This window comes from Tardiphaga sp. vice154, from assembly GCF_007018645.1.
In the GTDB taxonomy this organism is placed as follows: Bacteria; Pseudomonadota; Alphaproteobacteria; order Rhizobiales; family Xanthobacteraceae; genus Tardiphaga.
This window is the reverse complement of record NZ_CP041399.1, coordinates 1,822,589-1,848,586: the sequence shown is the minus strand read 5'-3', so window position 1 is coordinate 1,848,586 and position 25,998 is coordinate 1,822,589. Positions and strand designations below refer to the sequence as shown.

Here is a 25,998-nt window from a genome sequence, read left to right as displayed (position 1 = left end):
CGATGGCCCCGCCCCGCGCCTACTGGAAAGGCTCCCTGAAGCTCTCTCTCGTGACCTGCCCCGTGGTTCTGTACCCGGCCTCGACGACCGTTGAGAAAACCCGTTTCCACATGATTAACAAGGAAACCGGCAACCGGCTGAAGCAGCAGATGATCGACGCCGAGACCGGCGACATCGTCGAGAAGGAGCAGAAGGCGCGCGGCTACGAGGTATCCAAGGGCGAATACATCGAGATCGCCAAGGAAGAACTCGACGAGGTCCAGATCGAGAGCAACCACACGATCAATATCGACAGCTTCGTGCCGCGCGACGAGATCGACAAGCGCTATCTCAACAATCCGTACTACATCGCGCCCGACGGCAAGGCCGGCATGGATGCTTTCGCGGTGATCCGCGACGCCATGAAGGACAAGGACCGCGTGGCGCTGGCCCGGATCGTGCTGACCAACCGCGAGCATATCATCGCCATCGAACCGCTCGGCCAGGGCCTGATCGGCACGACGCTGCGCTACCCTTACGAGGTGCGCGACGAGGAAGACTATTTCGAGGACATCAAGAGCCCGAAGATTTCCAAGGACATGATCGACCTCGCGGCGCATATCCTCGACAGCAAGGCCTCGCATTTCGATCCCTCGAAATTCGAGGACCACTACGAGAATGCGCTGAAGAAGCTGGTCGAGAGCAAGGTCTCCGGCAAGCCGGCGAAGGCGGCCGACAAGGAACAGCGGCCCGACAATGTCATCAGCCTGATGGACGCGCTGCAGCAAAGTCTGAAGGGCGGCAAGGGATCGGCGAAGGCGTCTGCAAAGGAGGCGTCTGCAAAGGAGGCGCCAGCCAAGCCTGCACCGGCGAAAAAGGCCGCGGCTTCACGCGCCCGGCCCGCCAAGAAGGCCGCGCACCGCTCCTCCGCACGCCAGCGCAAGGCGAGCTGATGCTGAAGTCGGTAATCCTGGCGGCAGGCTTGCTGTCATTGTCCGCGCCGACCTGTTCACAAACGTTGGAGAAACCGGAGTGCAGCAAAACCAGTATCGAAAGTCTTGAGGAGAAGGTCGTCAAGATGAAGGACGGCCGCAACAAGCAGACCGCAGCGAGCGAGATCGCGACGGCGAAAGACATGCTGGCCAAGGGTCAGATCGACGATTGTCAGACGGCACTGCTGAAGGCGACGGTGCAGACGAAGTAGACCAGTCAGCCTGCAGTATTCTCCGCAGTTATCGGATACCTGCTGTCGTCCTGCGAAAGCGGGGACCCGTAGACCCGGCAGCGCGCGGAATGCAGCAACTGGCTATACGTCTTCGACCGGTGGCCAAAATTAAGCTTGGCAAAAGGCGATGGTCCCGTCGCATGACATGTCCCGCGGACAGCGCACTTATGGCGCGCCTATATCTGAGCACTCTGGCCTGTCTCGTTTTCAAATGGCGAGGGGCTCATCTTGCAGGTGCGGTCGTGATCGAGACCGCACCAAGCGAGATCCAGCCATGCAAGCCCTTCGAACCCTTCACGACCTCACCGCCGACCAGGCGTTTGCCGACACACCGACGCCCACGGCGGCGCTGTTCAACGAGTTGATCGCGACCGCCTGCCAAGGCGGCGATCCGATGCGACAGGCCGTGCCGGTCGCCTGCCTCAAGCGCCTGATTGCGGCCCGCGCCTGGAACGACGCGGCGCTGGCCCTGCTGGCGCTGCAACTGCCGGACTGGCAGCTGCGCCGCCTCGCTTTCGACGACGGCGAATGGCACTGTGCGCTGTCGCGTGCCAGCGCGATGCCGGAATGGCTCGACACGGCGAGCGAGTCGCACCACCCGAACATGGCGCTGGCCATCCTCCGTGCCCTTGTCGCGGCTGCTGCCGACACCGCGCCGTCGCGGCTTGCCGCCGTCCCGGCCTCCAATCCCAGCGACGCCGCCTTCGAGCCGATGCTGTGCGAAAATTTCGCCTGACCGGCCACCGCGTCGCCTCTCCCTTCATCCCTTCCAGGAGACTTCTCGTGGACTTCGTCGAACCTCCCTCATGTTGCACCTCCCTCGTTCTGATCGGCCGCAACAGCCGCGGCCAATGGGTCGCTCAGGAGCAGAATGGCCTGTTTGGCGGCCTGTTCGCGCATCGCGCCGATGCCGTGCGTTACGCGCTGTTTGAAAACGGCCGTCACCCGGAAGCCATTATCGCCATCGGCTGCGTGCTCGAGCTCGATATGGCGGCGAAGCCGCACGTCGCCGTCATGGCCGAGGCCGCGGCGCCTGAAGCCAGGTCGCGCGCGGCCTGAGCCATTTTCAATGACCTCATCAATCGACCATTCGTGGCTGGGCGGCGCCATCGCCGACCTGCCGACGCCGTTCGACGCCAATGGCAGTCTCGACCTCCCCGCTCTGGCGCGGTTGTCCGAACGGCAGATTGCCGCCGGCGCCACCGCCCTGCTGGTCGGCGAGACCATGGGCGAGATGCCCACGCTGACCGCCGCCGAGCATGACACGCTGGTCCGCACGGCGGTGGCGACAGCACGCGGTCGCATCCGGGTGATCGCCGGCGCCGGATCCAACGCCACCGCACAGGCCATCGCGCTGGCGCAACAGGCCGAGCACGCCGGCGCCGACGCGATCCTCTGCGTCGTGCCGTACTACAACAAGCCGACCCAGGCCGGCATTGCCGCGCATTTCCGGGCCATCGCGGCGGCGACGTCGCTGCCGATCATCGTGCACGATGCGCCCGGCCGCACGATGCGACCGCTGGCCGACGACACGCTGGTGCAGTTGGCGGAGTCGGCGCAATTCATCGGCCTGTGCGACGGCAGCGGCGACATCAGTCGCCCGCTGCGGCTGCGCGGCAGACTGCCGCGCAGCTTTGTTTTGCTGTCCGGGCACGCGGACACCGCGATCCCGTTCCTGTTCTACGCCGGCGACGGTTGCATTTCCGCGATCACCGGAATTGCGCCAGCGTTGATGCGCGAGATGCACCTGGCGTGCCGGCAGTGCGAAGTGATCGGGGCCACCGAACTGATGGACCGGCTTGCGCCGCTGGGCGACGTGCTGGCGCAAGATCCAACTCCGGCATCGCTCAAATACGCGCTCAGCCTGCTGCAATTGTCGCGCTTGCGGCTGCCGATGGTGGAGCCGAGCAGCACGGAAAAAAAAGCCATCGCGGAGGCAATGGCGATCGCATTGGGGCCGTAGATCGTAGCCCGGATGAGCGAAGCGACATGCGGGGATGGCGTTCATAGCGAAAAGCCGGTCCCGGATATCGCTTCGCTCATCCGGGCTACGGCTATCACTTCTGTTCGTGCTTGCCGGCCTGCTTCTCGCGACACTTCGGACCGGGGCCGCGCATGTAATGCGCCTCGCGCCGGTAGCCAACCGGCGCATCCCACAGCGAGCGCAGAAGCTTCAGCAATGCCCCGGCGTACTTGCTGTAGGAACCGATCCGCGAAAAAATCGCGGCCGAACGATCCCGGCTCATGTCGCGCTCCGATCGTTGCGGCAGGGCGTTGGGATGCGAATGCCATGCTGCGCCAGGTCGCGGTGCGCGCGGCGCATCTTGTCGGCCACCAGCGCCACGCGCAGCGCAGCACAGAAACCCCTGACGTGATTGACCGCGTGGCGCGCCGCCACCAGCAGCCGCTTCCAGTGCATGTCGCCGGAATGGTGGACGATCGGCGCCTGGTTGCGGTTGATCAGCCAGGAACGGTAGGCGTCGTCGCCCGAAAAATCGTGAAGCTGGTGGTCGCGTGAATAGAACATCGTCGTGGTCCGTCTTCCATATCCGCCGCGCGCGAGAGGCGCGACGTTGCAGGGAAGATGCGGAGAACGGCATATGAAATCGAGACGGGCCGCAGCGCAGGCTCATAGCCGCGGCATAAAAACGCCGCGGCAGGCATTGGCCCGCCGCGGCGCGTTGCACGATTCACGATCAGAAAATCCGGACCGCGTTCTGCAGCGTGATCCAGATGCCCCAGGCCAGCGGGATGCCGACGAAGGCCCAGAACGCGGCGGCAGTGGCGTCGAGGCCGCCCTTGCCGATGCCGTAGGCGCCGCCGCTGACGGTCGCGGCTGCGGCCCCCTTGGCCTGCAGCTTGGCGACCTCCTCCGGCTTCATGAAGCGCTCCACGGGCAGCGGGCGGATCAGGAAGTTGCAGATCAGGCCGAGCACCAGCATGCCGGCGAGGATGTACATCGTGAAATCGTAGACCCGCGCCTGCGGAACGCCGGCGCTGATCTGGAATTCACGGATGTAGTTCACGACCACCGGGCCGATGATGCCCGCGGTCGCCCACGCCGTCAGCAGCCGGCCGTGGATGGCGCCGACGAACTGGGTACCGAAGATGTCCGCCAGATACGCCGGGATGGTCGCGAAGCCGCCGCCATACATCGACAGGATGATGCACAGCGCCGCCACGAACAGCACCTTGCTGCCCATCGCCGCGAAGGTCGGCACCAGCGCGTAGAGCACGATGCCGATGATGAAGAACGCGTAGTAGGTGTTCTTGCGGCCGATCTTGTCCGACAGCGACGCCCAGAAGAAGCGGCCGCCGATGTTGAACAGCGAGATCAGGCCGGTGAAGCCGGCGGCGATCGCGGCGATCGCCGTCTTCTGCTCCGGCGTGAGCGATGCGAACGGCACGTTCGGCAGGCCGATCAAAGCGCCTGCAAAGATTTCCTGCAGCATCGGCGAGGCCATGCCGATGACGCCGATGCCGGCGGAGACGTTGAGGCAGAGCACGCCCCAGATCAGCCAGAACTGCCGGGTCTGGTGCGCGTGGCGCAGATGGACGTGGCCGTTGGTGATCATCGCATCGGCCTTGACCGGCGGCGTCCAGCCTGCGGGCGCCCAGTTCGGCGGCGTGATGCGATAGGAGAACGCGCCGATCGTCATGAACACGAAGTAGATCAAGCCCATGACCAAAAAGGTTTCCCAGACGCCGGGATTGGTCGGGGTCTTGAAATAGGTCAGCAGCAGATTGGCCAGCGGCGCGCCGATCATCGCGCCGCCGCCGAAGCCCATGATCGCCATGCCGGTCGCCATGCCCCGGCGATCCGGGAACCACTTGACCAGCGTCGATACCGGCGAGATGTAGCCGAGCCCGAGGCCGATGCCGCCGATCACGCCGCAGCCGATCCACAACAACCAGAGTTGATGCGTGTAGACGCCGAGCGCGCCGAGCACGAGGCCGCCGCACCAGCACAGCGCCGAGACGAATCCGGCCTTGCGCGGGCCGACGCGCTCGAGCCAGCCGCCCCAGATCGCGGCGGAGACGCCGAGCAGCACGAAGAACAAGGTGTACATCCAGCCGAGGCTCGCCACGCGCCAGTCGCAAGTGGTGGTGAACAGCTCGGTGAAGATCGTCATATCGGCGCAGACTTTCGGCGCGTTGCCGCCGATCATGCGCGACAGCGGCAGCCAGAACACGCTGAAGCCATAGGCCATGCCGATGCACAGATGGATGCAGAGCGCCGCCGGCGGCACCAGCCAGCGGTTGAAACCGGCGGTCGCGATGATGCGCTCGCGTTCGAAAATACCGGGTCTGTTGCCGGACACAGTTCCGGCACTACCAATCGTCGTCATGCAGCCTCCCATGCGGCCATCTCCGTGAGATGGCCGGCGTTGTCGCCAGTGATGGATGTGGGTTGGCATTCCCCGCGGCTCGTCGACGTGAATCGCCGACGCCGCTCATCTGACCATCAAATGGCCAGAACACTGCGCGTGAGTCGATAATAAGAAAGTCTGACTCGATGGATTTTCTTCAACGATTTCCGCCGCATCGCAGCAATTTTAATCGCGATCGCCTATCATGCGATTGGATTTTTCGATGATAAAGATCATGGTCTCGTCGCGACGTTCCGAACGATCGATGCGATCGCCGGCCTGCTGCACCATCGCGGGAATATCGATCACTGCCATCGGATCGGTGCAGTGCACTTCGAGCCGTTCGCCGGGCGAAAGCCGCAGCAAGGCCTTGCGCGTCCGCAGCGCCGGCAGCGGGCATTTCAGGCCGGTGAGATCGAGTAGGGTCGTCGTCATGATACAAGTGTCTTTTGGTCCGTCTGGCGGCGTTATAGCCGCGCCCTTGCAAATGTCCTATGCAGCGCGAATGAGTGCGCATGACATTCCCACGCCGGCCGTGATCCTCGCCGGCGGCCTCGCCCGCCGGATGGGCGGCGGCGACAAGCCGATGCGCGCCATCGCCGGGCGCCCGCTGCTGCAGCGCGTGATCGACCGGCTGGCGCCGCAATGCGACGGCGTGATCCTCAACGCCAATGGCGATGCCGGGCGCTTTGGAGCCTTCGGCCTGCCGGTGATCGCCGACAGCGTCGCCGACTTCCCCGGCCCGCTCGCCGGCGTTCTGGCGGCGCTGGACTGGGCCGCGCTGAACCGGCCGGAGGTGCGCTGGATGCTGAGCGCGCCGGGCGACTGCCCGTTCCTGCCGCGCGATCTCACAGCACGGCTGCACGCGGCGCGGATGGCGGAGAATGCGCAACTCGCCGTCGCGGCCTCCGCCGGGCACTCGCATCCGGTGATCGGGCTGTGGGACGTGGCGTTGCGCGACGAGCTGCGGCACGCGCTGGTCGAAGAGGACGTCCGCAAGGTCGGTCGCTTCACGGCGCGCTACGCTCTGGCAACGGTGGAATGGCCGGCGGTGCCGCTCGATCCGTTCTTCAATGCCAACACGATCGACGACCTCGCGGAAGCCGAGCGGTTGGCCGCGCTCGACGGCGGCTGAGGCTGCGCGACGACGCCGGCCGGCCGTCATGACGCCCCTCCTCTGCCCGTGACCGCCGCGCGCCGCGTGAGCTGCATCTGCGTGTAGACCTGCTCGGTGAGTTCGCGGTCGCGCGCCGGCGACACCTGGAACAGCAGCAGCGGCGCGCAGATCGGCGCGCGCCACAGGCAGCGCCGGGCGCGGCGGCATTTGCGGCTCGGGCAATAGAGCGCGCCACGATTGGCATCGCAGATCTGGCGATCGACCTCGCACTGCGCCGCCGCCCAGTCGGCTTCGCGCTGCTGCTGCAGCATCCGTTCCTGGCGCTCGCGCGCGGCGTCTTGCAGATGTCCGACGTCCCATAATGTCGTCATGTCGCTGGCTCCCTGCTGAAAGCGTGCCGTCGTCCGGGCACGCCATCGCGTTGCCCGCAAAAATGTTTGCGTGAAGGTCTGATCCGCGAGCCTCCCGAACGAGGGGAGGCGGAGCGCCGAAAGGCGCGCCTTGGTCGAGTGGCCGCAACCGATCCCCGACGAATCGGAGATAGCTGCGGAAACGCCTTTCGACGCTCCACCGTGGCGATTTATGTCCCCGGGACCGTGCTTCCGGGACAGCTTCCGGCAGGATTTCCCTGCCTTTCCCTGTCCACGTCCAGCCGACAACGTGCGGCAGACCCCCGTAGTGGGGCCGGACGGCGACCCGGAGCCTCCCGAGTGCGCGAGGTGACGTCCACCCCGCGCCCGCAGGCGCCACCGCCCCACCCCCACTTCCTGGCGTCCCGGGAAACGCCCCTCAACGGGATGAGGTAAATAGGCTTATAATCTTTGATAGGAATTCGGTCAATACGAAAAGTTCATCGTCTTTCTGTCGTCCCGGCGAACGCCGGGACCCATACACGCCGAGCTTCCGGTGAGGCGCCGTCGGCGACCGTCCTTCCGCAACATTTCTGCACGGCGTATGGGTCCCGGCTTGCGCTCGCAGGCTCGCTTGCCGGGACGACAGCGGTTATGTGGCGAGCGCGTCGTTGCATTGCTCGAACCACCGCCGCGTTCTACACTGCGCTATCAAGCGGCCGCAGTGCCGCGGTTCCGGGAGGCCACCTTCATGCACGTCACACGACTGTCCATTCTCAGCGCCGTCGCGCTCGCTTTGCTCAGTTCCGCCGCCTCCGCGCAACTGTCCGACGAAATCGTCAAGATCGGCGTGCTGACCGACATGAACGGCCCGGCCTCGACGCCGTCCGGCCAGGGCTCGGTGACCGCGGCGCAGATGGCGGTGGAGGATTTTGGCGGCAGCGTGCTGGGCAAACCCATCTCGGTCATCGTCGGCGACCACCAGTTGAAGCCGGACATCGGCGCCGCGCTCGCGCGGCGCTGGTACGATATCGATCAGGTCGATCTGATCGTCGACGTGCCGGTCTCGGCGGTCGGGCTTGCGGTGCAGAACGTCGCCAACGACAGAAAGCGGCTGTTCATCACCCACTCCACCGGCGCTGCGGATTTCCACGGCAAGTTCTGCTCGCCCTACACGATGCAATGGGTGTTCGACACCCGCGCACTCGCGGTCGGCACCGCGCAGGAAGTGGTGAAGCGCGGCGGCGACTCCTGGTACTTCATCACAGACGATATTGCGTTTGGCCACGCGCTGGAGCGCGACGCCTCCGCCGTGATCAACAAGGCCGGCGCGAAAATTCTCGGCGCGGCACGGCCGCCGTTCGGCACCTCGGACATGTCGTCCTTCGTGCTGCAGGCGCAGGCCTCGAAAGCGAAGATCATCGGCATCGCCGGCGGGCCGCCGAACAACATCAACGAGATCAAGACCGCCGGCGAATTCGGCATCTTCAAGGGCGGCCAGCAGATGGCCGCCCTGCTGGCGCTGATCACCGACATCGACTCGCTGGGGCTGCAAACCGCGCAGGGCCTGCTGCTGACCACCGCGTTCTACTGGGACATGGACGACCAGACGCGCGCCTGGTCGAAGCGCTTTTTCGACAAGATGAAGCGGATGCCGACGATGTGGCAGGCCGGGGTATATTCCTCGGTGATGGTGTATCTCAACGCCATCAAGGAAGCCGGCACCGACGAGCCGCTGAAAGTGGCCGCCAAAATGCGCGAGAAGCCGATCGAGGACTTTTTCGCCCGCAACGGAAGACTGCGCGAGGACGGGCTGATGGTGCACGATTTGATGCTGGTGCAGGTGAAGTCGCCGGAGGAATCGAAATATCCGTGGGACTACTACAAGATCCTGGCAAAAATCTCCGGAGACGAGGCGTTCGGCCCGCCCGATCCGGCGTGCGGGCTGGGGAAGAAGTAGCGCGCATAGCATCAGCGACGCGCTTCTTCCTTCTCCCCCGCGCGAAGCGAAGCTTCGCTAGGTGGGAGAAGGTGGCGCGGACGAAGTCCGCGACGGATGAGGGGTTTCTTGGCGACAGAGCTTGTGGCTACCCCTCACCCGTCCGCGCTATCGCGCGGCCACCCTCTCCCACAAGGGGAGAGGGAAGGAAGAGCTACTTCACCAGTCCGATCTCGCGAAAATAACGTAGCACGCCGGGATGAATCAACTCCTCGCGCGGCGCCGCGGCCACGGTGTTCGACGCGGTCGTCTCGGCGGCCTGCGGCAGTTTCGCGGCAAAGGTCGCTTCCGCGCCGTGCAGCGTCTTCGCCAGCCGGTAGGCTGTGTCGTCGGGCAGGTCTTCCCGCGTCAGGATGTAGCTCCACGAGCCGAGTGAGGCGATCGGCACCGGCTGGTGCGGATAGGAATGGGCACCGACCAGCAGCGGCTTGAGGAAGACATGTTTGGCGCGGATCTGCGCGATCTCGGCGGCGTCCGGCGCGATGAAGCGCGCGCCGCCCGCGCTCTCCGCCATCGTGCGAAAACCCGGCCAGCCGATCCCCGCGCCCCACAGCGCCGCCACGCGGCCATCCTGCACCATGGCCGGGCCGTCGCCGGCGCGGTCGAGATAGACCGCCGCAAAATCCTCGTCCTGCTTCAACCCGAGACCGTCCAGCACATAGCGCGACAGGATCACGAGGCCGGACCCCTTGGCGCCGAACGCGACCTTCCGGCCGACCAGATCGCGGATGGTCCGGTACGGGCTGTCGGCGCGGACCACGAACATGCCGGGGTTGGAATAGATCGCGGTGAGGATCTTCAGCCGGGTTGGCGCGCGGCCGATGCCGGCGAACGCCTCATAAGCGGGCTCGCCGGCGACCAATGCGATATCGAGCGCGCCCTGCTCGAGCAGCGGGATGTTCTCGGCGCTGCCCTCCGTGTTGCGCGTGGCGATGGCGAGGGTCGGGTCGGCCCCGTTCATCGCCTCGGCGAAGGCGTCGCCATAGAGCGGAAAGCCGCCGCCCGGCGTCGCCGTGCCCATCCGGATCGGGGTCGTCATCGGCTTTGCTCCATCCTGTGCCGCCGCGGTGCCCGCGATCAGCGCAACCAGGCAAGCCAGTGCAACAATTTTCATATCGGTTTCCAGACCATCGGCGACAGCCTACGCTTGTAGGCAAATCCGTCGATCTATGAAAGCATGGCGGTATCAGGCAAGCCCTGAGCCTTGCCACCCGGCCACGCTGATGGCGGAATATCCTGGAGGATCAATGACTGTTTTCTGGCGCGCAGCAATGCTGTGCCTGCTCTGCCTCGCCACCGCGCCCGCTTCCGCGGCGGACTACCCCACCAAGCCGGTACGCCTGCTTGTCGGCTTCGCCGCCGGCGGCCCCTCCGACATTGTCGCGCGAATCATGACGCAATGGCTGTCGGAGCATTTCGGCCAGCAGTTCATCGTGGAAAATCGCGGCGGCTCCGGCGGCAACCTCGCCGCCGCAGCAACGGTGACCGCACCGGCGGATGGCTACACCCTGCTTTACGTGGCGCCGAACAACGCCATTTCCGCCTCGCTGTACAAAAAACTGTCCTATGACTTCCTCCGCGACACCGTGCCGGTGGCCAGCCTGATGCAGTTTCCCAACATGCTGGTGGTCGCCAACGCGATGCCGGTGAAGACCGTTCAGGAGTTCATCGACTACTGCAAGGCCAATCCCGGCAAGATCTCCTATGCCTCGTCGGGCAACGGCACGTCGGTGCACATGTCGGCGGAATTGTTCAAGGCGATGACCAAATGCGACATGGTGCACGTGCCCTATCGCGGTTCGGCGATCGCCTTTCCCGACATCATTTCCAACAAGGTGCAGTTGATCTTTGAGAACCTGCCCACCGCGCTGGAGCAGGCGCGCGGCGGCAACGTGCGCGCCATCGGCGTGACCACGCCGCAGCGCTGGCCGGGCCTGCCGGACATCCCGGCGATCGCCGAGACCGTGCCCGGCTTCGAATCGGTGGGCTTCTACGGCGTCGCCGCGCCCAAAGGCACGCCGCCCGAGATCGTCGAGACGCTCAACAAGGCGATCAATCTGGCGCTGAAGGATCCGAAGCTGGCGGCCCGGCTCGCCGAGGTCGGTGGACTGCCGAAACCGATGTCGCCGGCCGAGTTCGGCCAGCTGGTCGCCAGCGAGACGGAGAAATGGCGCAAGGTGGTCGAGTTCGCCAAAGTATCGGTGGACTGAGGCACCCCGGGCGGCGCGGCAGGGCTGCCGCGCCGCCCAAAGGCGTCAGACGCTGATCGCGACCAGCGCCGGCACCAGCGACGACGTCGCGGCGCCCACGACCAGATAGGTCGCCGCCAGAAACAGCAGGAAGCCCAGGAAAAACAGGCCGAAGAAGATCATCGACAGCCGCTTGGCGAAGCCGGAAATGCCGGTCAGGCCAAGGCCGCCGGCCAGCAACGAGATCACGAGACAGATGATGGCCCAGCGCAGCATGGTGCATTCCCCAGTTGGTTCGGCAGTGCAACGTGAGGCCCGGCGCAAAGTTCCCGCCGGGGAACGATTGCCGGATCGCAGCCGGACCTGTATGGGGATCAGGCACCGCAGCGCACGCGCCCGGCGGGGCCTGTAGCTCAATGGTTAGAGCCGACCGCTCATAACGGTCTGGTTGCAGGTTCGAGTCCTGCCGGGCCCACCAATGATTTCAATGACTTAGAATCACTTTGATACTTCTCCTGAAATCCCGTGACTAGTTTACGGGCGACGTGCGGAGATACGCCCACCTGCGTCCGCTGGCAGGTGTTTAGCCATGTCGGGAGGCAAATCTGCTGCCGCGGGCCACTGCCCGATATTCTCGATCCGTAAGCCTCGCGCCACGGCGTCCAAGTCAGCGCTGGTAATTAAAAGATAGCGAAGATTGGAATCGATCAATCTATCGCGTGCAGGCTTGCGTCTCTTTCCATGGGCAAGGAGAGTGTTGCGTGCCTCTCATTTCCAAGGTCCCGTGCTTCGAAGTTTGCACTGGGCGACCAGACGATAGTTGTCGATGACCTGAGCCCCTGAACTTCCGCCAAAAATGGGTAGAATCCGTCACCTGAAGGGAGACGGAGATGAAGCAGTCGAGGTTCACGGAAGAGCGGATCATCGCGATCCTGCGGGAGCACGAGGCAGGCTCAAAGACCGGGGACGTTTGTCGCAAGCACGGGATCAGCAGCGCGACGTTCTACAAATGGAAGGCGAAGTATGGTGGGCTCGATGTGTCGGAGGCCCGCCGCCTGAAGGTTCTGACCGACGAGAATGCCAAGCTAAAAAAGCTGCTGGCCGAAGCGATGCTCGACAACGCCATGTTGAAGGATCTCAATTCAAAAAAATGGTGACGCCCGTCGCGAAGCGACAAGCTGTGGCTCACCTTTGTTCAAGTTTTGAGGTCAGCCAGCGGCGGGCGTGTGCGGTCATCGGAGCGGATCGAACCTCGGTACGCTATCGCAGCGTGCGGCCCGACGATGTTGTCATTCGCGCGAGGTTGCGCGAACTGGCCAATATCAGACGGCGGTTTGGCTACCGTCGCCTGCTCCTACTGTTGCGCATCGATGGCGTTTCGATCAATCACAAGAAGCTGCGGCGTCTGTACGCCGAGGAGCGGCTTCAGGTTCGACGGCGTGGTGGTCGCAAGAAAGCGCTGGGAACAAGGGCTCCGATGACGTTGCCCCAAGGTCCCAACCATCGCTGGTCGCTCGACTTTGTCAGCGACACGCTGACCGACAGCCGGCGCTTCCGCATGCTGGCCGTGGTGGACGACTTCACCCGCGAGTGCATCGCATTGGTTGCCGATACGTCGCTCTCGGGCACAAGGGTCGGCCGAGAGCTCGATGCGGTGATCGCCCGGCGTGGTCCCCCGCTAACGATCGTCAGCGATAACGGTACCGAATTTACCAGCATGGCCATCTTGCGATGGTCACAGCAGACCAGGATCGAATGGCACTACATCGCACCAGGCAAGCCGCAGCAGAACGCATTCGTAGAAAGCTTCAATGGGCGCCTGCGCGACGAACTCCTGAACGAGACGTTGTTCTCGTCCCTCAACCATGCCCGCGAAGTCCTTGCTGAATGGCAGGACGACTACAACACCGTCCGCCCTCACAGCGCGATCGGCAATCTTCCACCGGCTACCTATGCCAAGCTCCACGCGTCCGACATGCAACGGGACGGACCGCATGAGCTGATTTGGAGCTCCGCGCCCCGTCCCGTTGCATCACCGAGCCACACAGGCTCAAATGATCAAAGGATTCTTCCCATCGCTGGATGAAGCTTGGGGCTCAGGTCACCGCTCAGGAAGAAATCACAAAGCAAATGACCGATTTTAACGCCGCGTGCGAACTCGCACCACATGCTGTACCTTCCGAGTAATTTGAAGCGACTATGGCCGCTCCGGACGCTGTGTGATCTCGATACGGCTTCGCCGCACTTCTTCGGACATGTCCTAATGGCATCCGAATTGAAGCGGCAATCGTCTCTGCAGCCGTGGCAGAGATGGAGCACAACGCTCGAACACTGGCGGGGGCTCTTGGACGGCCTCTGGGGTCCCGTGCCGCGATCCGCTTGCCCAGTCAGCCCGCTCGCTGGTCCTGCTAGGGCCGCGCAAATCCTCAAAGCGATCCCATCTTCAGCGGCGATCAGATGAACGGCACGACCCGCACGACGACACCTAGGTCATTTTAGCCGATGTCTTCAAAAAGCAAAAGATCGCAAAAGCGCTATTGCTTTTTGCGCTCCTCAAGGGCTTCTCCCGTTTCCGGCATTGACCGAGAGGTGCCATCAACTTTCTGACCGCAAAACACGGTGTCTGACTTACGAATGCCGTCGCTCCAATCACCTAGCGGTGGAATGCCTCCGTCTCGAAAGGCTGCCGAAATCAGATATGTGCAAGATCTGTATTGACGGTATTCAACGTCGAATCGTGTTTGCCCTATACATGCAACGCGGGACCATCCAGAGGACAGCGCTTCGTGCTGATCATGAAGTGCCTCGATCGTAACAAAGCGGTCGTTGGGGCCAATCGCTACCTTTGCCTCCTCGCCTATTGTTTTTTTAACAAAGGCGATAATCTTGGCGTGTAGTTCAGCTTGCGATGCCAACTTGGGGTCGGGGCCGAAGACGCAAAGTGGATAGTATCGTATTTGCGAGCAGCCCGACAGGCATGCTGCGGCTATAAGTAAAGGGCCAAACATCCTTGACGTTTTATCAAATACTCGCATTTGACCCTAGCTACCGCCACGTCGCCGCTTACGCAAGGTGCTGATTATAGCCTCCTTGCCGACGTCCGAGTTCTGGCCAAGTGCTGCCAGAGCCTCTGCTTGCAGATCCGGAATATCCCAAATAGGTCGGGAATTGTAGCCGACGTCTTCAAACGAAATTTCTGGGTTAACAGGCGTCACTCTAAGCCCTATAAGTCGGCATACCGTCCCATCGTCTTTAAAGGTAACGGTCTGGTCGACCGTATTTATCGTATGATTGTTGTAGCTGGACGAACCCCCGCCACGACCACCGAGCTGATACCCGTAAACATTAACGCCACCACTGCCCGAAGTCGACGATGATCCCCACTGTTGCACGTCATTTATATCGCTGAACTGCAGTGTGAGCGTTAGGCCTCGCCCAACGATTACGCCGGTTGTGAGAAGACTAAGGCGCTCTGCTAAAGCAGGGTGCTTCTTCAAAAAATCTTTAACCCTTTCATTATCGGTGAAGACTGTCGACGAGAACCAACGATCTCTCATCACCTGGAGTTCGCCCAGATGTTCAAACCCAACGCTAATTTTTCGAATTCGGCTAATCGACTGCCTGAAATGCGACTCATTGCTTGAGTTTATCTCGCCTCGGAAGAACACCATGTACGATCCGCTCGCCGATGCATTCCAGGCAGTATCGTGCGCATTCGTTATAGTAGTTTTCGTCGAGACTGAGAAATCTCTAGCACCACTGCCCCGCAAGATAGTCCGCGGATCTACAATCGATTGAAGGCCTGGAGCAATATCGAAGACTGCGGGCAATCCAAAATGTCTTGGATCTTGGATAGTGTATTCGTCCCAACCGTGAGCTATTTCAAGATCGGGGCGCCTCGGCCGTATGACCATTTCGTCAACTATCGCTGTATATATATTATACAGTTCGGCATAATCATCATCAGGAAAACCGCGCCGCCTAATTGCCCCAATCAAAACCTCCCTGTCTCGAATATTAGAATTGAATCCACCCGACCCCCACAGTCGCTGTGCATAGCGTCGTTCAGTCAAAAACATAACGCGCTCGTCATAATAGCGCCGACGCGTATTTTCGTCAGTGTCAATCAGCCGTGGGTCGATGCCCAGTTGCTGCATTTTTCGCGCCCAATCATCGTCAACCTGTTGAAGCCAGTGATCTCTGTCGTTGCTGATTGCAACGATCGCGATTTGGTGTCTATCTATCTGAGCCTGATCATTCGGCGATAGCTCAGAATCCAGCGATTGAATGATTAGTCGCACCATGTCTGTGTAGCGGGTCGAATACCGGTCAGCGAAATCACCGGCCGCCTGGCCGGGGACCGGAGACACGCGCACACTGCGATCTGCAAATGCTCGAACGACAAAGTCGTTATATAACCGCGACTTTTCTGTAATATCGAATTCGAGGCAAGTACCAAATATAGCCAAGCGATCTCTCGGACCGGGCGGAAAGAGATCGACAAGGAACTGATAGTAAGCGTCGACTGCAGCCGGAACAGGGGATTGATCAATGGGAACGTCCAGCCTCAGTGTCATTATTGCCTCCATTAAATTCGGTACAATAAAATCAGCACATTACAATTCTTAGTTATTTTTTCAGCAATAGCAACATTAGGTTGCTTATTCAATGCGAGGCTGGAGTCAGATTGCCGCCCAGCGCTAGACGCGCAGCGCCCATATAGGCAGTCGAGATGAACGACATTCGTTGACTTGAACGTACACTTTTGCGATCACGTAAAGACCGGAACACTGCTGAGAATCAGATATTCTTTAATGTTTTCAATGATGGTACGATTAGTCCTGCCGGGCCCACCAATGATTTCAATGACTTACAATCACTTTGATACTTCTCCTGAAATCCCGTGACTAGTTTACGGGCGACGTGCGGAGATACGCCCACCTGCGTCCGCTGGCAGGTATTTAGCCATGTCGGGAGGCAAATCTGCTGCCGCGGGCCACTGCCCGATATTCTCGATCCGTAAGCCTCGCGCCACGGCGTCCAAGTCAGCGCTGGTAACTAAAAGATAGCGAAGATGGGAATCGATCAATCTATCGCGTGCAGGCTTGCGTCTCTTTCCATGGGCAAGGAGAGAGTTGAGTGCCTCATATTTCCAAGGTCCCGTGCTTCGAAGTTTGCACTGGGCGACCAGACGATAGTTGTCGATAGCGAGTATTTCTGACAATGCTCCCGGCTCGTCTTCAAGGTCTGCCTCCAAATCCTCATCGGTCGTCGGCTCTAGAATAATCTCCTGAGCGACTTTCTTGGCCAGCACGAGATCAAGAGCCGTGAGAATAGAAACATCTAGTTGGTAAAAGTAGCCTTCAAGTGACGCGCCTCCGCTGGAGGGCGTGAATGTACCGGCATCTTGAGCGGTATGATCACTCACGAGTGTCTTCATCCAAGCTGAATGATTTACGGTACAGCGCTTCAATTGAAGCGATCTCTTCCGCTGTCAGCGCAGAAAATCCATTCTCAGTCGCACGCTTGGAAAGACGCCCACCGTTTTGACGTAAGAACCCGAGCAGATTATTGAGGGTGCGTTCGGGCATATCGACCAGACTTTCAACGCCTGTCCTGAACTTATCAAAATTCTGCAGATACCGCGTCTCATTCGGCAGATCGTGCTCAATGGTCTGTCGGACGCAAGAGTACAAGAATTCTGCATGCGGCGTTGCGTCGAAGAAGCGGTAGAAATCCCCAGTGTCGTTTAGAACCTTGACGTTCCCATTTTGCGTAGCTTCCCACTTGACGAGCGGAAGCAAACGGCTTGAGTAGCTCTCAAGTACGTTCTGATATTCATCGATCTTATCGAGGATTGCTGCCGAGACCGGGAAATGCACGCCAGGGGGATTGAACCCGCGCCGTGCCAGCATGTGGTGCATCAGATAGCGGTGAATACGTCCATTTCCGTCTTCGAAAGGATGAATATAGACAAAGCCAAACGCTAGGATGGAAGCTGCAATGACAGGATCGATATCATTTTCAGCTATATGGTCGAATGCGATCAGTCCCTCGATGAGAAGATCCAGGTCCTCATGCCGAGCGCTGATATGATCCGGGATAGGCCGCTGCGTATCGCGGTCATATTCCCCGACGAATCCCCCCTGGTCGCGGTAGCCCAGTTTCACAAAACGTTCGTCGCCGATGACGATGCGCTGCAAGCGCAGCAGTTCCTGATCGTCAAGCGGGGTTCGTCCGGCTTCGCCAATTGCCCTGCCCCAACGCTGGATGCGGTCCTGCGGGGGCTTTTCGCCTTCAATGACGTAGCTCGATTTTGAGTCCTTCAGAAGCAGGAATGCGGCAGTTCGAGCAAGTAAGTCTTTTGGCACTTCACTGACGACAATGCGGGCGCGTTCTTTCAGGTCGAGCGCTATAAATTCGTCGAGTGCCGCCGTCTTAAAGACCATTGGGCAGAAATCGCGAGTCCCTGGCATGTTGTTGCGGACACGGTGACGAGCAGAATTCTGACCCGGTCCTGCAAATTGCATGCTGGTATCGATTGCATCGACGTATGTGACCTTGTCTTGGATTGAAACTTTGAGTTCGCTTCCGAGCAACCATTCATAAAGGAACCAGACGCGCCGCGTGTAGACTCCAGTCGGCTTTTGCCGAACCAGTTCTGCGATGTCGCCCGGCTTTACGGTGAGGAAGAGCCGCTTCAGGACTGCGAGGTCGAGCCCTTCGTTCTTAAGGGCAAAGGTCAGGTGACCTTCAAGACTGGCTTCCGGCGCGTGGCGCGGCGTGTAAATACGCCAGCCTGCATCCTCGATAATGCGATGTTTCGCACCGATTGCGCTGAGTGTGCGGGGGACTGGGGCCTCAAGTGCGTAAGCATCGATCAGGGCGGCATATCCCGCAGGGGTCGCCGTCTCCGGCAACCTTCTGTCGTGAAAAACACTCACTGGCCCTGAAAAATCCTTGCTCACACCAAAATCCATGAAAAATCTTCACGCCCCTTGAAAAACTTTCACTTTAAAGCCTGTTCGTTCGAGATTTAGTATAATGCATGAAAAACGTTCACATAATTAGAATTTCATGAAAAATGGCCACCATGACCGATGAGGGTTCATCATGAAGCTGCCCGGCCTGACCGCCGGGCACTTTCATATGTACGCGGCACTATCCGCAGCCGTCACTCCCAGCTCCGCCGGTTGACGTTGGCCACCATCGTTGTCACGAATCTACACGTTCGCGATCACGTAAAAAGCGAAGCGCGGCCGGACATCAGAGATTTCCTAACGATTTCAATGATGGTGCGATTAGTCCTGTCGGGCCCACCACTTAGATCAGTAGTTAGCGGCCTATCTGGCGCCCTGCAAACTCGACACCCCCGGCTCCCCCGGAAACTGTCGCTTTTTGTTCTAATTTTGAATGCTGCGCCGACTTCACGTTGACGCATCAATGGACGCCTTTCCTGCCCGCAACACTGCGCGAACAGGCCGAAAAAATTTCTCGCTGTTAATGCCGCCTGGTTCGACGAGATTCGGAAGGAATTATCTGCGGAGGTGGGTTGGGATTACTTTCCAAAGGACGCTGCTGCTTTGGAGCCCGGCAGCGGACCGAACGCCGGCGGCGGAACGCGACGCTTCGAGGCGGCCTCATAGGCGGAGGCGATCTTGAGGATGATGTCTTCCTTGCCGGGCTCGCAGCGAAACACCAGTGAGAACGGCAGGCCGGGCTCGGCCAGTTGCGTCGGCGTGTCGGACGGCGCCGAGACGTAGCGCATGCCATCGTCGCTGAGCTTGAACACCGGATCATAAGTTGTTGTCACAAAGCCCGCCGGAATCAGTACCTCGGTCAAGCCGGCGTTTGGCCCCATCAGCGATTCTGGCCGCAGGTTGCTCGGAATGTCGTACTGGTGCGGATGTCCGATCAGGCCGGGCGCCCACGGCGTATGCAGCCGCACCAAGGCGTCCAATTTGTTCTCCAGGATCACCATCATGTCGGCGCGGCGCAGCAATTCGCGCAACATCACGCGCTCGTTGACACCCTGCCGGCCGCTCAACTGGTTGCGGGGGTCTCGGACCTCCTCCCAGTTCCTGAAGGCCGCGCGCTGATCGTCCCCCCAGAATTTCGAGCGCGCATTAAGCGTCGCCCAGTCCTTCAGGGACTCCTCGTAACCCGCGGCCTTCCAGTCGTCGGCGCGGCGCATCAGATATTGCGAGATATGATAGCGGAAGGTCGGCGCCAGCTCCTGCTGCTGGATGGTCGCGATATCGAGATTGACCGGGCCCTCGATCTTGCCTTCGGCCAACGCCACGAAATAGTCGATCGGCTGCATTGAGCCGGAGCCGAACGTCCTGCCGGGCAGAAACTCGGTCGGCGCAATCGCCGCCTCGAACTCCTTGTAGAGCGGCGTGCCGTTCGCGCCGAGGCGGAACAGCAGGTCCGGCATGAACAGCGGAATCAGCTGGTGCAGCGCGCGGCGATAATCCAGCGTCATCACTTCGATATCGGGGTCCCGCGTCCACAGCGGATCGGTCGATTCCACAAGTGTAGCGCCGAGCTTGCCGCCCAGCATCTCCTTGATCTCGCGCGACGCCGCCGTGACGATCGGCTCTTCGGTCTTCGATCCCTTGGGGTACACCATCGACTCGCGGATCACGCCGATCCGCATGCCGGCCAGGGCGCCCGGCGTCCCCGGCATGGTGACGTGGCTGGCATAAAGCGTTCCCAGCACCGACGAACGCGGCACCGCGGTGAACGGATCGCGTCTGTCGTAATAGCCCTCGACCGGGTCCTTCAGCGCATCGAGTATTTTGGCGCAATCGACGACCGAGCGCGCGTGGATGCCGCTGCGGTCGCAATAGACGTCGGCGCCGATCGCGCCGCCGTCGAAGCCGAGCATTGCCTTGTGCGGCAGGATCAGCGCGACCGCATTGTGGTTGGACGGGCCGCGGCACGAGGCGCGTGTCTCCTCGCCGAGGCTCGCCATCACCAGATTGGTACTGACCGACAGCGCCGAGCCGGAACTCGATCCCAGCGAGGCCGAACGCGAGGTATCATAGGGGTTCGACGGATTGCCGGCCCAGGTCGAGCGCTGGTGGCCGTTGGTCGACGCCAGCACCTTGTCCGGCTCGTGGCGACCGCCGGGATCGCCGGCGCGGCCGTTATATTCCGTGCAGACCGCCTTGGCGAAAATGATCGCGCCCTTGTTGCGGAGCTGATCCACCAGCACATGATCGCGCGCCGGGGCATCCATGTCATAGGCGGCGTCGCCGCCGCCGGTCGATCGCATGTCGCTGGTGTCGAACGAATCCTTGAACGAGAACACGACGCCGTACATCGGCATCTTCTCGAGATCGGGATTTCTGCCGAACTGCGCATCGAGCTCGGCGGCGCGCTCCAGCGCGTCCGGCTGCTGGCGAAAGAATTCGCAGGCAGCAGGCGCGCCCTTCGGCAGCGCGCCGAGCGAGGGGTGGCGATCGAAGTCGCCCTTGCAGGTAACGGAGCGCTCGCCACGGATATTGAAAGTGCCGATGGCATTGACCTGCCCGGCGTTCGGCTTGCCGACGATCATGCCGAACTGCTGCTGCACGCCGGGGTCCGAGGCCGTGGACTCCATGGTGCCGAATTGCAACGGAACGCCCCTGTACCTGTCGAGATCGGGCAGGATTTTCGACGCCTTGACGGTCTCGGTCGGGAACTGCAGCGGCGCGGTGGCGCGGACCGTGCCGACCGCTTCCGGGACCGGCGCGCCGTCTTCCGTCAGCAGCAGGCTGGCGACACCGTTATAGGCGCGGGCGCGGTCGATATAGTGCTGCACGACCTTCACCAGCGTCGTCTTGCCGGCGCGGATCGCGTCATGCAATTCGGCGATCGTTGCTTCCTCGAGCTGGAATGCGGTGTCGGTACCGGTCATGTCGTCGTCCTCTACGTTTCAATCAAGGCCGCCTTAGCTGAGCGTTTTGGCGTCGGGATGGGCGGTCATGCAGGATGCCATTCTGAAGAGCGACGTGCCCGCCGCCGGCGGAACGCCGCGAGCAAGCGGACGGTCGCCGTTGCTAGCCCTGCCTCAGACAAACGGCCCGATCCGTAAACGCATAGGTCATACCGAGCAGTAGCGTTCCTTGACCTCGTCGTCAGCGAGCAGCGCGGTCGCGGTGGCGTGATGCACGACCTCGCCCTGGTCCAGCACGTAGGCGCGATCGGCGATCGCCAGTGCGAGTTCCACGTTCTGCTCGACCAGCAAGATGGTGGTGCCTTCGGACTTCATCTTGCGGAACAGTTCGAACATTTCGTCGACCAGCACCGGCATGATGCCTTCCGACGGCTCGTCGAGCATGATCAGGTCCGGCTTGGCGATCATCGCGCGCGCGATCGCCAGCATCTGCTGTTCGCCACCGGACATCGTCACGGCATCCTGATCGAGCCGCTCCGCCAGCCGCGGGAAGATCTCGGCGATCTCGGCAATCAGATTGACCTCGTTGGACTTCGACGCCGAGGCGACGAGACCTAACCGCAGGTTTTCGCGGACGGTCAGGCCTTGCACGATGCGGCGCTCCTCCGGCACGTAGGCGAGGCCCAAAGCAAAACGCATATGAGCGGGTTCGGCTAATATCTCCTTGCCCTTGAACATCGTCGAACCGCCGGTCTTGACCAGCCCCATGATCGATTTCAGCGTCGTCGTCTTGCCGGCGCCGTTGCGGCCGATCAGGCAGACGATCTCGCCCTTGTTCACCTCGAGCGCGATGTCCTGCAATACATGGCTGGCGCCGTACCAGGCGTTGAGCTTGGAAACCTGCAACATCGTTCAGTGCTCCCGCTGGCCAAGATAGACGCGCTTGACCTGCTCGTTCTGCCGGACCTCGGTCGGCGTGCCCTGCGCCAACAACTCGCCATGGTGCAGGACGAGGATGCGGTCGCTGATCCCCATCACCAGTTTCATCTTGTGCTCGACCAGGATCACCGTTCGCTCGCGCGCCAGCTTGACGATCAGGTCCATCATCACCCGGGTTTCTTCGGGGCTCATGCCGGCGGTCGGCTCGTCGAGCAGCAGCAGCCGCGGATTGCTGGCCAGCGCCATGCCGATCTCCAGCGCGCGCTGTTCGCCATGCGCCAGTTCGCGCGCGAGACGGTCGCGGCGATTGCCGAGCCCGACCAGCACGAGCAATTCATCGGCGCGCTCGACCAGCCCCGGCAGCTTCGCGCGCGGGCTCCACATGTTGTAGCGCGACACGAAGGCCTGCAGGCCGACGCGGACGTTCTCGCGCGTTGTCAGTTGCGGGAACACGTTGGTGATCTGGAACGACTTCGCAATGCCCATATGGGCGAACTTGTGCTGCGGCACTTTCGTGACGTCGCGCCCTTCGAACTCGACCTTGCCGCTGGAGGGCTGCAGCGCGCCGGACAGCAGGTTGAAATAGGTGCTCTTGCCGGCGCCGTTGGGGCCGATGATCGAGGTGATCGCCCCGCTGGAGAACTCCGCCGTGATGTTGTTCAGCGCCTTGAAGCCGCCGAACGTTTTGCTGGCGCCCTCGGTGCGCATGATGACCTGCGACGTTGCCGCGCTCATGGCTTGATCCACTTCAAAATGGTTCCCCAGATGCCGGCGGGAAAGAACAGCACGCAGACCACGAACACGGCGCCAACGATCAACTGCCAGTGCACGGTCCACAGCGACACCAGGTTTTCCAGCATCAGGAAAACCGCGGCGCCGACGAACGGGCCGAAGAAGGTGCCCATGCCGCCGAGCAGCGACATCATTACCACCATGCCGGAGGTCTCGATGTGCAGGATTTCGATCGGCACGATCGATAGATGCAGCGCCATCAGGGCCCCGGCAAGCCCGCAGAACGCGCCGGACAGGATGAAGGCGATCAGCCGCGTCAGCGTGACGTTGTAGCCGGAGGCCCGCGCGCGAGCCTCATTCTCGCGCACCGCCTCGATCGCCGCGCCGAACGGCGACGCCAGGATCCGCGACAGCACATAAAGGGCGGCGATCACGAAGGCGGCGACGACATAATAGCGCGTCAGCGGATGGATGAAGTCGAATTTCAGACCGAAGATATCTATGATGCGGACGTTGATGCCGCGCAACCCGTTCTCGCCGCCGGTCCAGCGCTCCGCCTGGTAAAACAGGTAGAACACGCATTGCGACAGCGCCATCGTCACCATGGCGAAATAGATCCCGCGGGTTCGGATCGCCAGCGCGCCGATGGTGGCGGCCATCACCACACCGCCCAGAATGCCCATCAGGATCGCGGCGTACCACGGCAGTCCCATATGCACGATGGCAATGCCGCACAGATAGGCGCCGGTGCCGAACAGGGCCGCGTGGCCAAACGACAGCAGGCCGAGATAGCCGAACAGCAGGTTGAAGCCGAGCGCGTAGAGGCCGTAGATCAGGATGTTCACCGCCAGCGCGGTGAACGGCATGATCAGCGGGAACACCAGCACGAACAGGCTGCCGAGCAGCGCGCGATGGCGCCGGGCGGTCTCGAACCAGTTGCGCGGCTCGGCGCTGGTCTGGACCAGCGTCTGGGATATTTCATTCATGGACATGTCGACCTTAGCTCATGAGACCGGCGCGGCCGAAAAAGCCCTGCGGACGGATCAGCAATACGACGGCCATCAGCGCAAAGATCGAGACCTTCGCCATTTCCGGCGCGAACAATGACGTCATGCTGACGACGACGCCGACCAGGAGGCCCGCGATCACCGCCCCGCCGATCGACCCCATGCCGCCGACCACCGTGACGACAAAAGCCTCGGCCAGAATGTTCGCGCCCATTTCGGGGATGACGCCCTGCAGCGGCGCCGCAAGCAAACCGGCAAGGCCGGCGATCGACGTGCCGATCCCGAACACGTAGAGCCAGACCCTGGAGACATCGACGCCGAGCACCCTCACGATCTGCGGGTCGCGCGCGCCGGCACGAATGATCAGACCGAAGCTGGTCTTTTCAAGGAACAGCCACAGCGCCAGCAGCACGGCGACGGCGGCGCCGATCACGAACAGCCGATACAGCGGAAAATAGCCGACGCCGATATTGACCGCGCCCTGCAGCAGTTCGGGCGTGTCGAACGGATAGCCACTCTTGCCGAAGGCGATGCGGATCAGTTCGACCATGATATAACTGAGGCCGAACGTCAGCAGCAGCGGATAGTCGATGCCGCGGCCATACAGCGGGCGGATCAGGAAGCGCTCGACGATCATGCCGCTGACCCCGACGATCAAGGGCACCGCGACCAGGCAGAGCCAGAAATTGCCGCCCAGCGACAGCAAGAACAGCCCGACATAAGCACCGATCATGTAGAACGCACCATGGGCGAAATTGACGACCGTCAGCATGCCGAAGATCAGCGACAGGCCAATCGCAAACAAGACGTAGATCGCGCCGAGCGCCAGCCCGGTGAACAGTTGCAGCGCGATCAGATCGAAACTCAGCCCGGCCATTGCATTCCTCCAAAAGCGATGCGCGCCCGGAGCGGGCGCGCATCCGTATCCGTCAGGGTCAGGCCTTGTGGCCGAGGGCCGCGCAGGTGCGCAGGTTGGCCTCGTTCGGCGCCTCGGTCTCGACCACGTTGAACACGTCGGCGTCGCCCTTCGCAGGATTAGCCTTGGATTCGATGATCAGCACCGACTGCACCGACTGGTGATCGCAGCCGCGGTAGTACTGCGGGCCCTTGTAGTAGTCATATTTAAGCGCCTCGATCGCGGCGATCACCTTGTCGGCATCGAGACTGCCGGCGGCCTTGGCGGCCATCAGCAGCGTCTTCACGCCGCCGTAGCCGAGCGCGCCGTAATCCGACGGCACCTTGCCGCCGTGCATCTTGCGGAAGCGGTCGTTGAACGCCTTGGCCGAGGCGATCTTGTCCTCGATGCCCCAGTAGTAGGACGTACCACCGATGACGCCGTCGAAGGCCTGCGGGCCGGCGGCGATGCGGCCGGTGTAGAGCATGATCGGAACGATGATCTTCATCGACTTTTTCATGCCGAAGTCGGTAGCCTGCTTCAGCGCGATCTGCTGATCGCGACCGAAATTGCTGATGCACAAGATGTCCGGCTTCAACGCCTGGATGCGCGGCAGCAGCGCCGAGAAATCGGTGGTGCCGAGCGGATGGCGGATGTCCACCAGCGTCTCCACGCCAAAGGCCTTGCCGGCCTCCTGGAATCCTCGCACCATTTCATGGCCATAGGCATAGTCGGCGGTGAGGAAGGCGACCTTCTTGCCGAATTTCGGGAACGCGTAACGACCGACCGCGCCGGCCGTCATGTGCGGGTTCAGGGCCTCGTGGAAGGTGTATTTGCTGAAGTCGGAGACTTCGTTGATGGTGTCGGACTGGCTGATCGAATTGAAGATGATCTGCCGTTCCTTGGTGACGTTGTTGACCGCGAGCTGCACCGCCGCCGACAGACTGCCGACGATGAAATTGACCTTTTCCTTTTCGATCAGTTCCAGCGTGCGCGTTGCTGCTTCGCCCGGATTGAGCTTGTCGTCGCGCACCAGCAGCTCGGCCTTGCGGCCGTTGAGGCCACCGGCCTCGTTGAACTCGGCGATCGCCACTTCGGCGGCGCGAACCTGGTCCTGCGCCTCGGTGCCGTAGGGACCGGTCAGCGGCACAGGGAAACCGACCTTGATGGTCGCTTCCTGCGCTTGCAGCAGGTTGATGCGGAACGGCGAGGCCGCCAGCACCGCGCCGGCGCCGACGGTGGTCAGCAGGCGGCGGCGGGTTATCAGTCCGGACGTCTTCTTGGTCATGTGTATCTCCCTTGGCGTTTTTTGG

The 25,998-nt window shown here is 61.7% G+C and carries 26 protein-coding genes and 1 tRNA gene; 10 read left to right on the top strand and 17 right to left on the bottom strand.

Going from position 1 to position 25,998, the window contains the following annotated elements; genetic code table 11:
- Positions 1 to 2: 2 nt before the first annotated feature.
- From ku to dapA, 5 genes are all read left to right on the top strand, one after another.
- Complete coding sequence (gene ku / locus FIU28_RS08645; RefSeq protein ID WP_143572543.1) at positions 3 to 932, top strand: non-homologous end joining protein Ku; 930 nt, start codon at positions 3 to 5, stop codon at positions 930 to 932.
- Entirely contained in the window at positions 932 to 1,183 is a 252-nt protein-coding gene (locus FIU28_RS08640) for a hypothetical protein (RefSeq protein ID WP_143572542.1), read from the top strand. The genes ku and FIU28_RS08640 overlap by 1 nt, the downstream gene beginning before the upstream one ends.
- A 295-nt stretch (positions 1,184 to 1,478) precedes the next feature.
- The gene (locus FIU28_RS08635; RefSeq protein WP_143572541.1) at positions 1,479 to 1,940 is read left to right on the top strand and encodes a hypothetical protein; all 462 of its coding nucleotides are present in this window, start codon (positions 1,479 to 1,481) and stop codon (positions 1,938 to 1,940) included.
- 47 nt (positions 1,941 to 1,987) lie between these two features.
- Positions 1,988 to 2,263 carry a hypothetical protein gene (locus tag FIU28_RS08630; protein ID WP_143572540.1) on the top strand — a complete coding sequence of 92 codons (276 nt, stop codon included), beginning with the start codon at positions 1,988 to 1,990 and terminating at the stop codon, positions 2,261 to 2,263.
- Positions 2,264 to 2,273: 10 nt separating this feature from the next.
- A complete protein-coding gene (gene dapA, locus FIU28_RS08625) occupies positions 2,274 to 3,167 on the top strand; it encodes a 4-hydroxy-tetrahydrodipicolinate synthase (RefSeq protein ID WP_143572539.1) in 894 nt (297 codons plus the stop codon).
- 94 nt (positions 3,168 to 3,261) lie between these two features.
- Here the strand turns inward: dapA and FIU28_RS08620 are convergent, their stop codons facing one another.
- The 4 genes from FIU28_RS08620 to FIU28_RS08605 all read right to left on the bottom strand — a co-directional run bounded on the left by FIU28_RS08620 (position 3,262) and on the right by FIU28_RS08605 (position 6,009).
- Entirely contained in the window at positions 3,262 to 3,450 is a 189-nt protein-coding gene (locus FIU28_RS08620; RefSeq protein WP_143572538.1) for a hypothetical protein, read from the bottom strand.
- Complete coding sequence (locus FIU28_RS08615; protein WP_143572537.1) at positions 3,447 to 3,731, bottom strand: hypothetical protein; 285 nt, start codon at positions 3,729 to 3,731, stop codon at positions 3,447 to 3,449. Before FIU28_RS08615 ends, FIU28_RS08620 begins: the two co-directional genes overlap by 4 nt.
- Before the next feature lie 169 nt (positions 3,732 to 3,900).
- Positions 3,901 to 5,553: an OFA family MFS transporter gene (locus FIU28_RS08610; protein ID WP_143572536.1), complete on the bottom strand. Its 1,653-nt coding sequence runs from the start codon at positions 5,551 to 5,553 to the stop codon at positions 3,901 to 3,903.
- A gap of 207 nt (positions 5,554 to 5,760) precedes the next feature.
- Positions 5,761 to 6,009: a sulfurtransferase TusA family protein gene (locus FIU28_RS08605; protein ID WP_143572535.1), complete on the bottom strand. Its 249-nt coding sequence runs from the start codon at positions 6,007 to 6,009 to the stop codon at positions 5,761 to 5,763.
- Positions 6,010 to 6,079: 70 nt separating this feature from the next.
- On the opposite strand from FIU28_RS08605, the gene mobA reads away from it, so the two are divergent.
- Positions 6,080 to 6,709 carry a molybdenum cofactor guanylyltransferase MobA gene (gene mobA, locus FIU28_RS08600; protein WP_143572534.1) on the top strand — a complete coding sequence of 210 codons (630 nt, stop codon included), beginning with the start codon at positions 6,080 to 6,082 and terminating at the stop codon, positions 6,707 to 6,709.
- 26 nt (positions 6,710 to 6,735) lie between these two features.
- Here mobA and FIU28_RS08595 read toward each other — a convergent pair whose 3' ends face one another.
- Positions 6,736 to 7,062: a hypothetical protein gene (locus FIU28_RS08595; RefSeq protein ID WP_143572533.1), complete on the bottom strand. Its 327-nt coding sequence runs from the start codon at positions 7,060 to 7,062 to the stop codon at positions 6,736 to 6,738.
- 730 nt (positions 7,063 to 7,792) lie between these two features.
- Between FIU28_RS08595 and FIU28_RS08590 the strand changes: the two genes are divergently transcribed.
- Positions 7,793 to 9,001, top strand: coding sequence for an ABC transporter substrate-binding protein (locus tag FIU28_RS08590; RefSeq protein ID WP_143572532.1), 1,209 nt, complete (start codon positions 7,793 to 7,795; stop codon positions 8,999 to 9,001).
- A gap of 193 nt (positions 9,002 to 9,194) precedes the next feature.
- Here FIU28_RS08590 and FIU28_RS08585 read toward each other — a convergent pair whose 3' ends face one another.
- Complete coding sequence (locus tag FIU28_RS08585) at positions 9,195 to 10,154, bottom strand: TAXI family TRAP transporter solute-binding subunit (protein WP_143572531.1); 960 nt, start codon at positions 10,152 to 10,154, stop codon at positions 9,195 to 9,197.
- Between the two features lie 133 nt (positions 10,155 to 10,287).
- Here FIU28_RS08585 and FIU28_RS08580 point away from each other — a divergent pair, with 133 nt between their 5' ends.
- Positions 10,288 to 11,250, top strand: coding sequence for a Bug family tripartite tricarboxylate transporter substrate binding protein (locus FIU28_RS08580; RefSeq protein WP_168202895.1), 963 nt, complete (start codon positions 10,288 to 10,290; stop codon positions 11,248 to 11,250).
- Positions 11,251 to 11,295: 45 nt separating this feature from the next.
- On the opposite strand, the gene FIU28_RS26920 is transcribed toward FIU28_RS08580, so the two are convergent.
- A complete protein-coding gene (locus tag FIU28_RS26920) occupies positions 11,296 to 11,505 on the bottom strand; it encodes a DUF1328 domain-containing protein (RefSeq protein WP_143572529.1) in 210 nt (69 codons plus the stop codon).
- A 126-nt stretch (positions 11,506 to 11,631) separates the two neighbouring features.
- Here FIU28_RS26920 and FIU28_RS08570 point away from each other — a divergent pair.
- Positions 11,632 to 11,707 (top strand) — tRNA-Ile (locus FIU28_RS08570).
- A gap of 412 nt (positions 11,708 to 12,119) precedes the next feature.
- Positions 12,120 to 13,315, top strand: a protein-coding gene (locus FIU28_RS08565; RefSeq protein ID WP_441351652.1) for an IS3 family transposase whose coding sequence is annotated in 2 segments (ribosomal slippage) — positions 12,120 to 12,381 and positions 12,381 to 13,315 — 1,197 coding nt in all. Because the reading frame shifts where the segments join, the coding sequence is not laid out codon by codon here.
- A 448-nt stretch (positions 13,316 to 13,763) separates the two neighbouring features.
- On the opposite strand, the gene FIU28_RS08560 is transcribed toward FIU28_RS08565, so the two are convergent.
- The 10 genes from FIU28_RS08560 to FIU28_RS08515 form a co-directional block, all read right to left on the bottom strand.
- Complete coding sequence (locus FIU28_RS08560; protein WP_143572527.1) at positions 13,764 to 14,144, bottom strand: hypothetical protein; 381 nt, start codon at positions 14,142 to 14,144, stop codon at positions 13,764 to 13,766.
- A gap of 126 nt (positions 14,145 to 14,270) precedes the next feature.
- On the bottom strand, positions 14,271 to 15,806 hold the full coding sequence (locus tag FIU28_RS08555; RefSeq protein WP_143572526.1) for a hypothetical protein: 1,536 nt from the start codon (positions 15,804 to 15,806) through the stop codon (positions 14,271 to 14,273).
- A 335-nt stretch (positions 15,807 to 16,141) separates the two neighbouring features.
- Positions 16,142 to 16,657, bottom strand: a complete 516-nt coding sequence (locus tag FIU28_RS08550; RefSeq protein WP_143572525.1) for a hypothetical protein — start codon at positions 16,655 to 16,657, stop codon at positions 16,142 to 16,144.
- Positions 16,650 to 18,209 (bottom strand): Fic family protein, encoded by a 1,560-nt coding sequence (locus FIU28_RS08545; RefSeq protein ID WP_143572524.1) that lies wholly within the window; start codon positions 18,207 to 18,209, stop codon positions 16,650 to 16,652. The genes FIU28_RS08550 and FIU28_RS08545 overlap by 8 nt, the downstream gene beginning before the upstream one ends.
- A gap of 578 nt (positions 18,210 to 18,787) precedes the next feature.
- A complete protein-coding gene (locus FIU28_RS08540; protein WP_143572523.1) occupies positions 18,788 to 21,133 on the bottom strand; it encodes an amidase family protein in 2,346 nt (781 codons plus the stop codon).
- A 186-nt stretch (positions 21,134 to 21,319) separates the two neighbouring features.
- Positions 21,320 to 22,021: an ABC transporter ATP-binding protein gene (locus FIU28_RS08535; RefSeq protein WP_143572522.1), complete on the bottom strand. Its 702-nt coding sequence runs from the start codon at positions 22,019 to 22,021 to the stop codon at positions 21,320 to 21,322.
- Between the two features lie 3 nt (positions 22,022 to 22,024).
- Positions 22,025 to 22,786, bottom strand: coding sequence for an ABC transporter ATP-binding protein (locus FIU28_RS08530; protein ID WP_143572521.1), 762 nt, complete (start codon positions 22,784 to 22,786; stop codon positions 22,025 to 22,027).
- Positions 22,783 to 23,769: a branched-chain amino acid ABC transporter permease gene (locus tag FIU28_RS08525; protein ID WP_143572520.1), complete on the bottom strand. Its 987-nt coding sequence runs from the start codon at positions 23,767 to 23,769 to the stop codon at positions 22,783 to 22,785. Before FIU28_RS08525 ends, FIU28_RS08530 begins: the two co-directional genes overlap by 4 nt.
- Positions 23,770 to 23,782: 13 nt before the next feature.
- A complete protein-coding gene (locus tag FIU28_RS08520; protein ID WP_143572519.1) occupies positions 23,783 to 24,667 on the bottom strand; it encodes a branched-chain amino acid ABC transporter permease in 885 nt (294 codons plus the stop codon).
- Between the two features lie 58 nt (positions 24,668 to 24,725).
- The gene (locus FIU28_RS08515; protein ID WP_143572518.1) at positions 24,726 to 25,973 is read right to left on the bottom strand and encodes an ABC transporter substrate-binding protein; all 1,248 of its coding nucleotides are present in this window, start codon (positions 25,971 to 25,973) and stop codon (positions 24,726 to 24,728) included.
- Between the last annotated feature and the right edge of the window lie 25 nt (positions 25,974 to 25,998).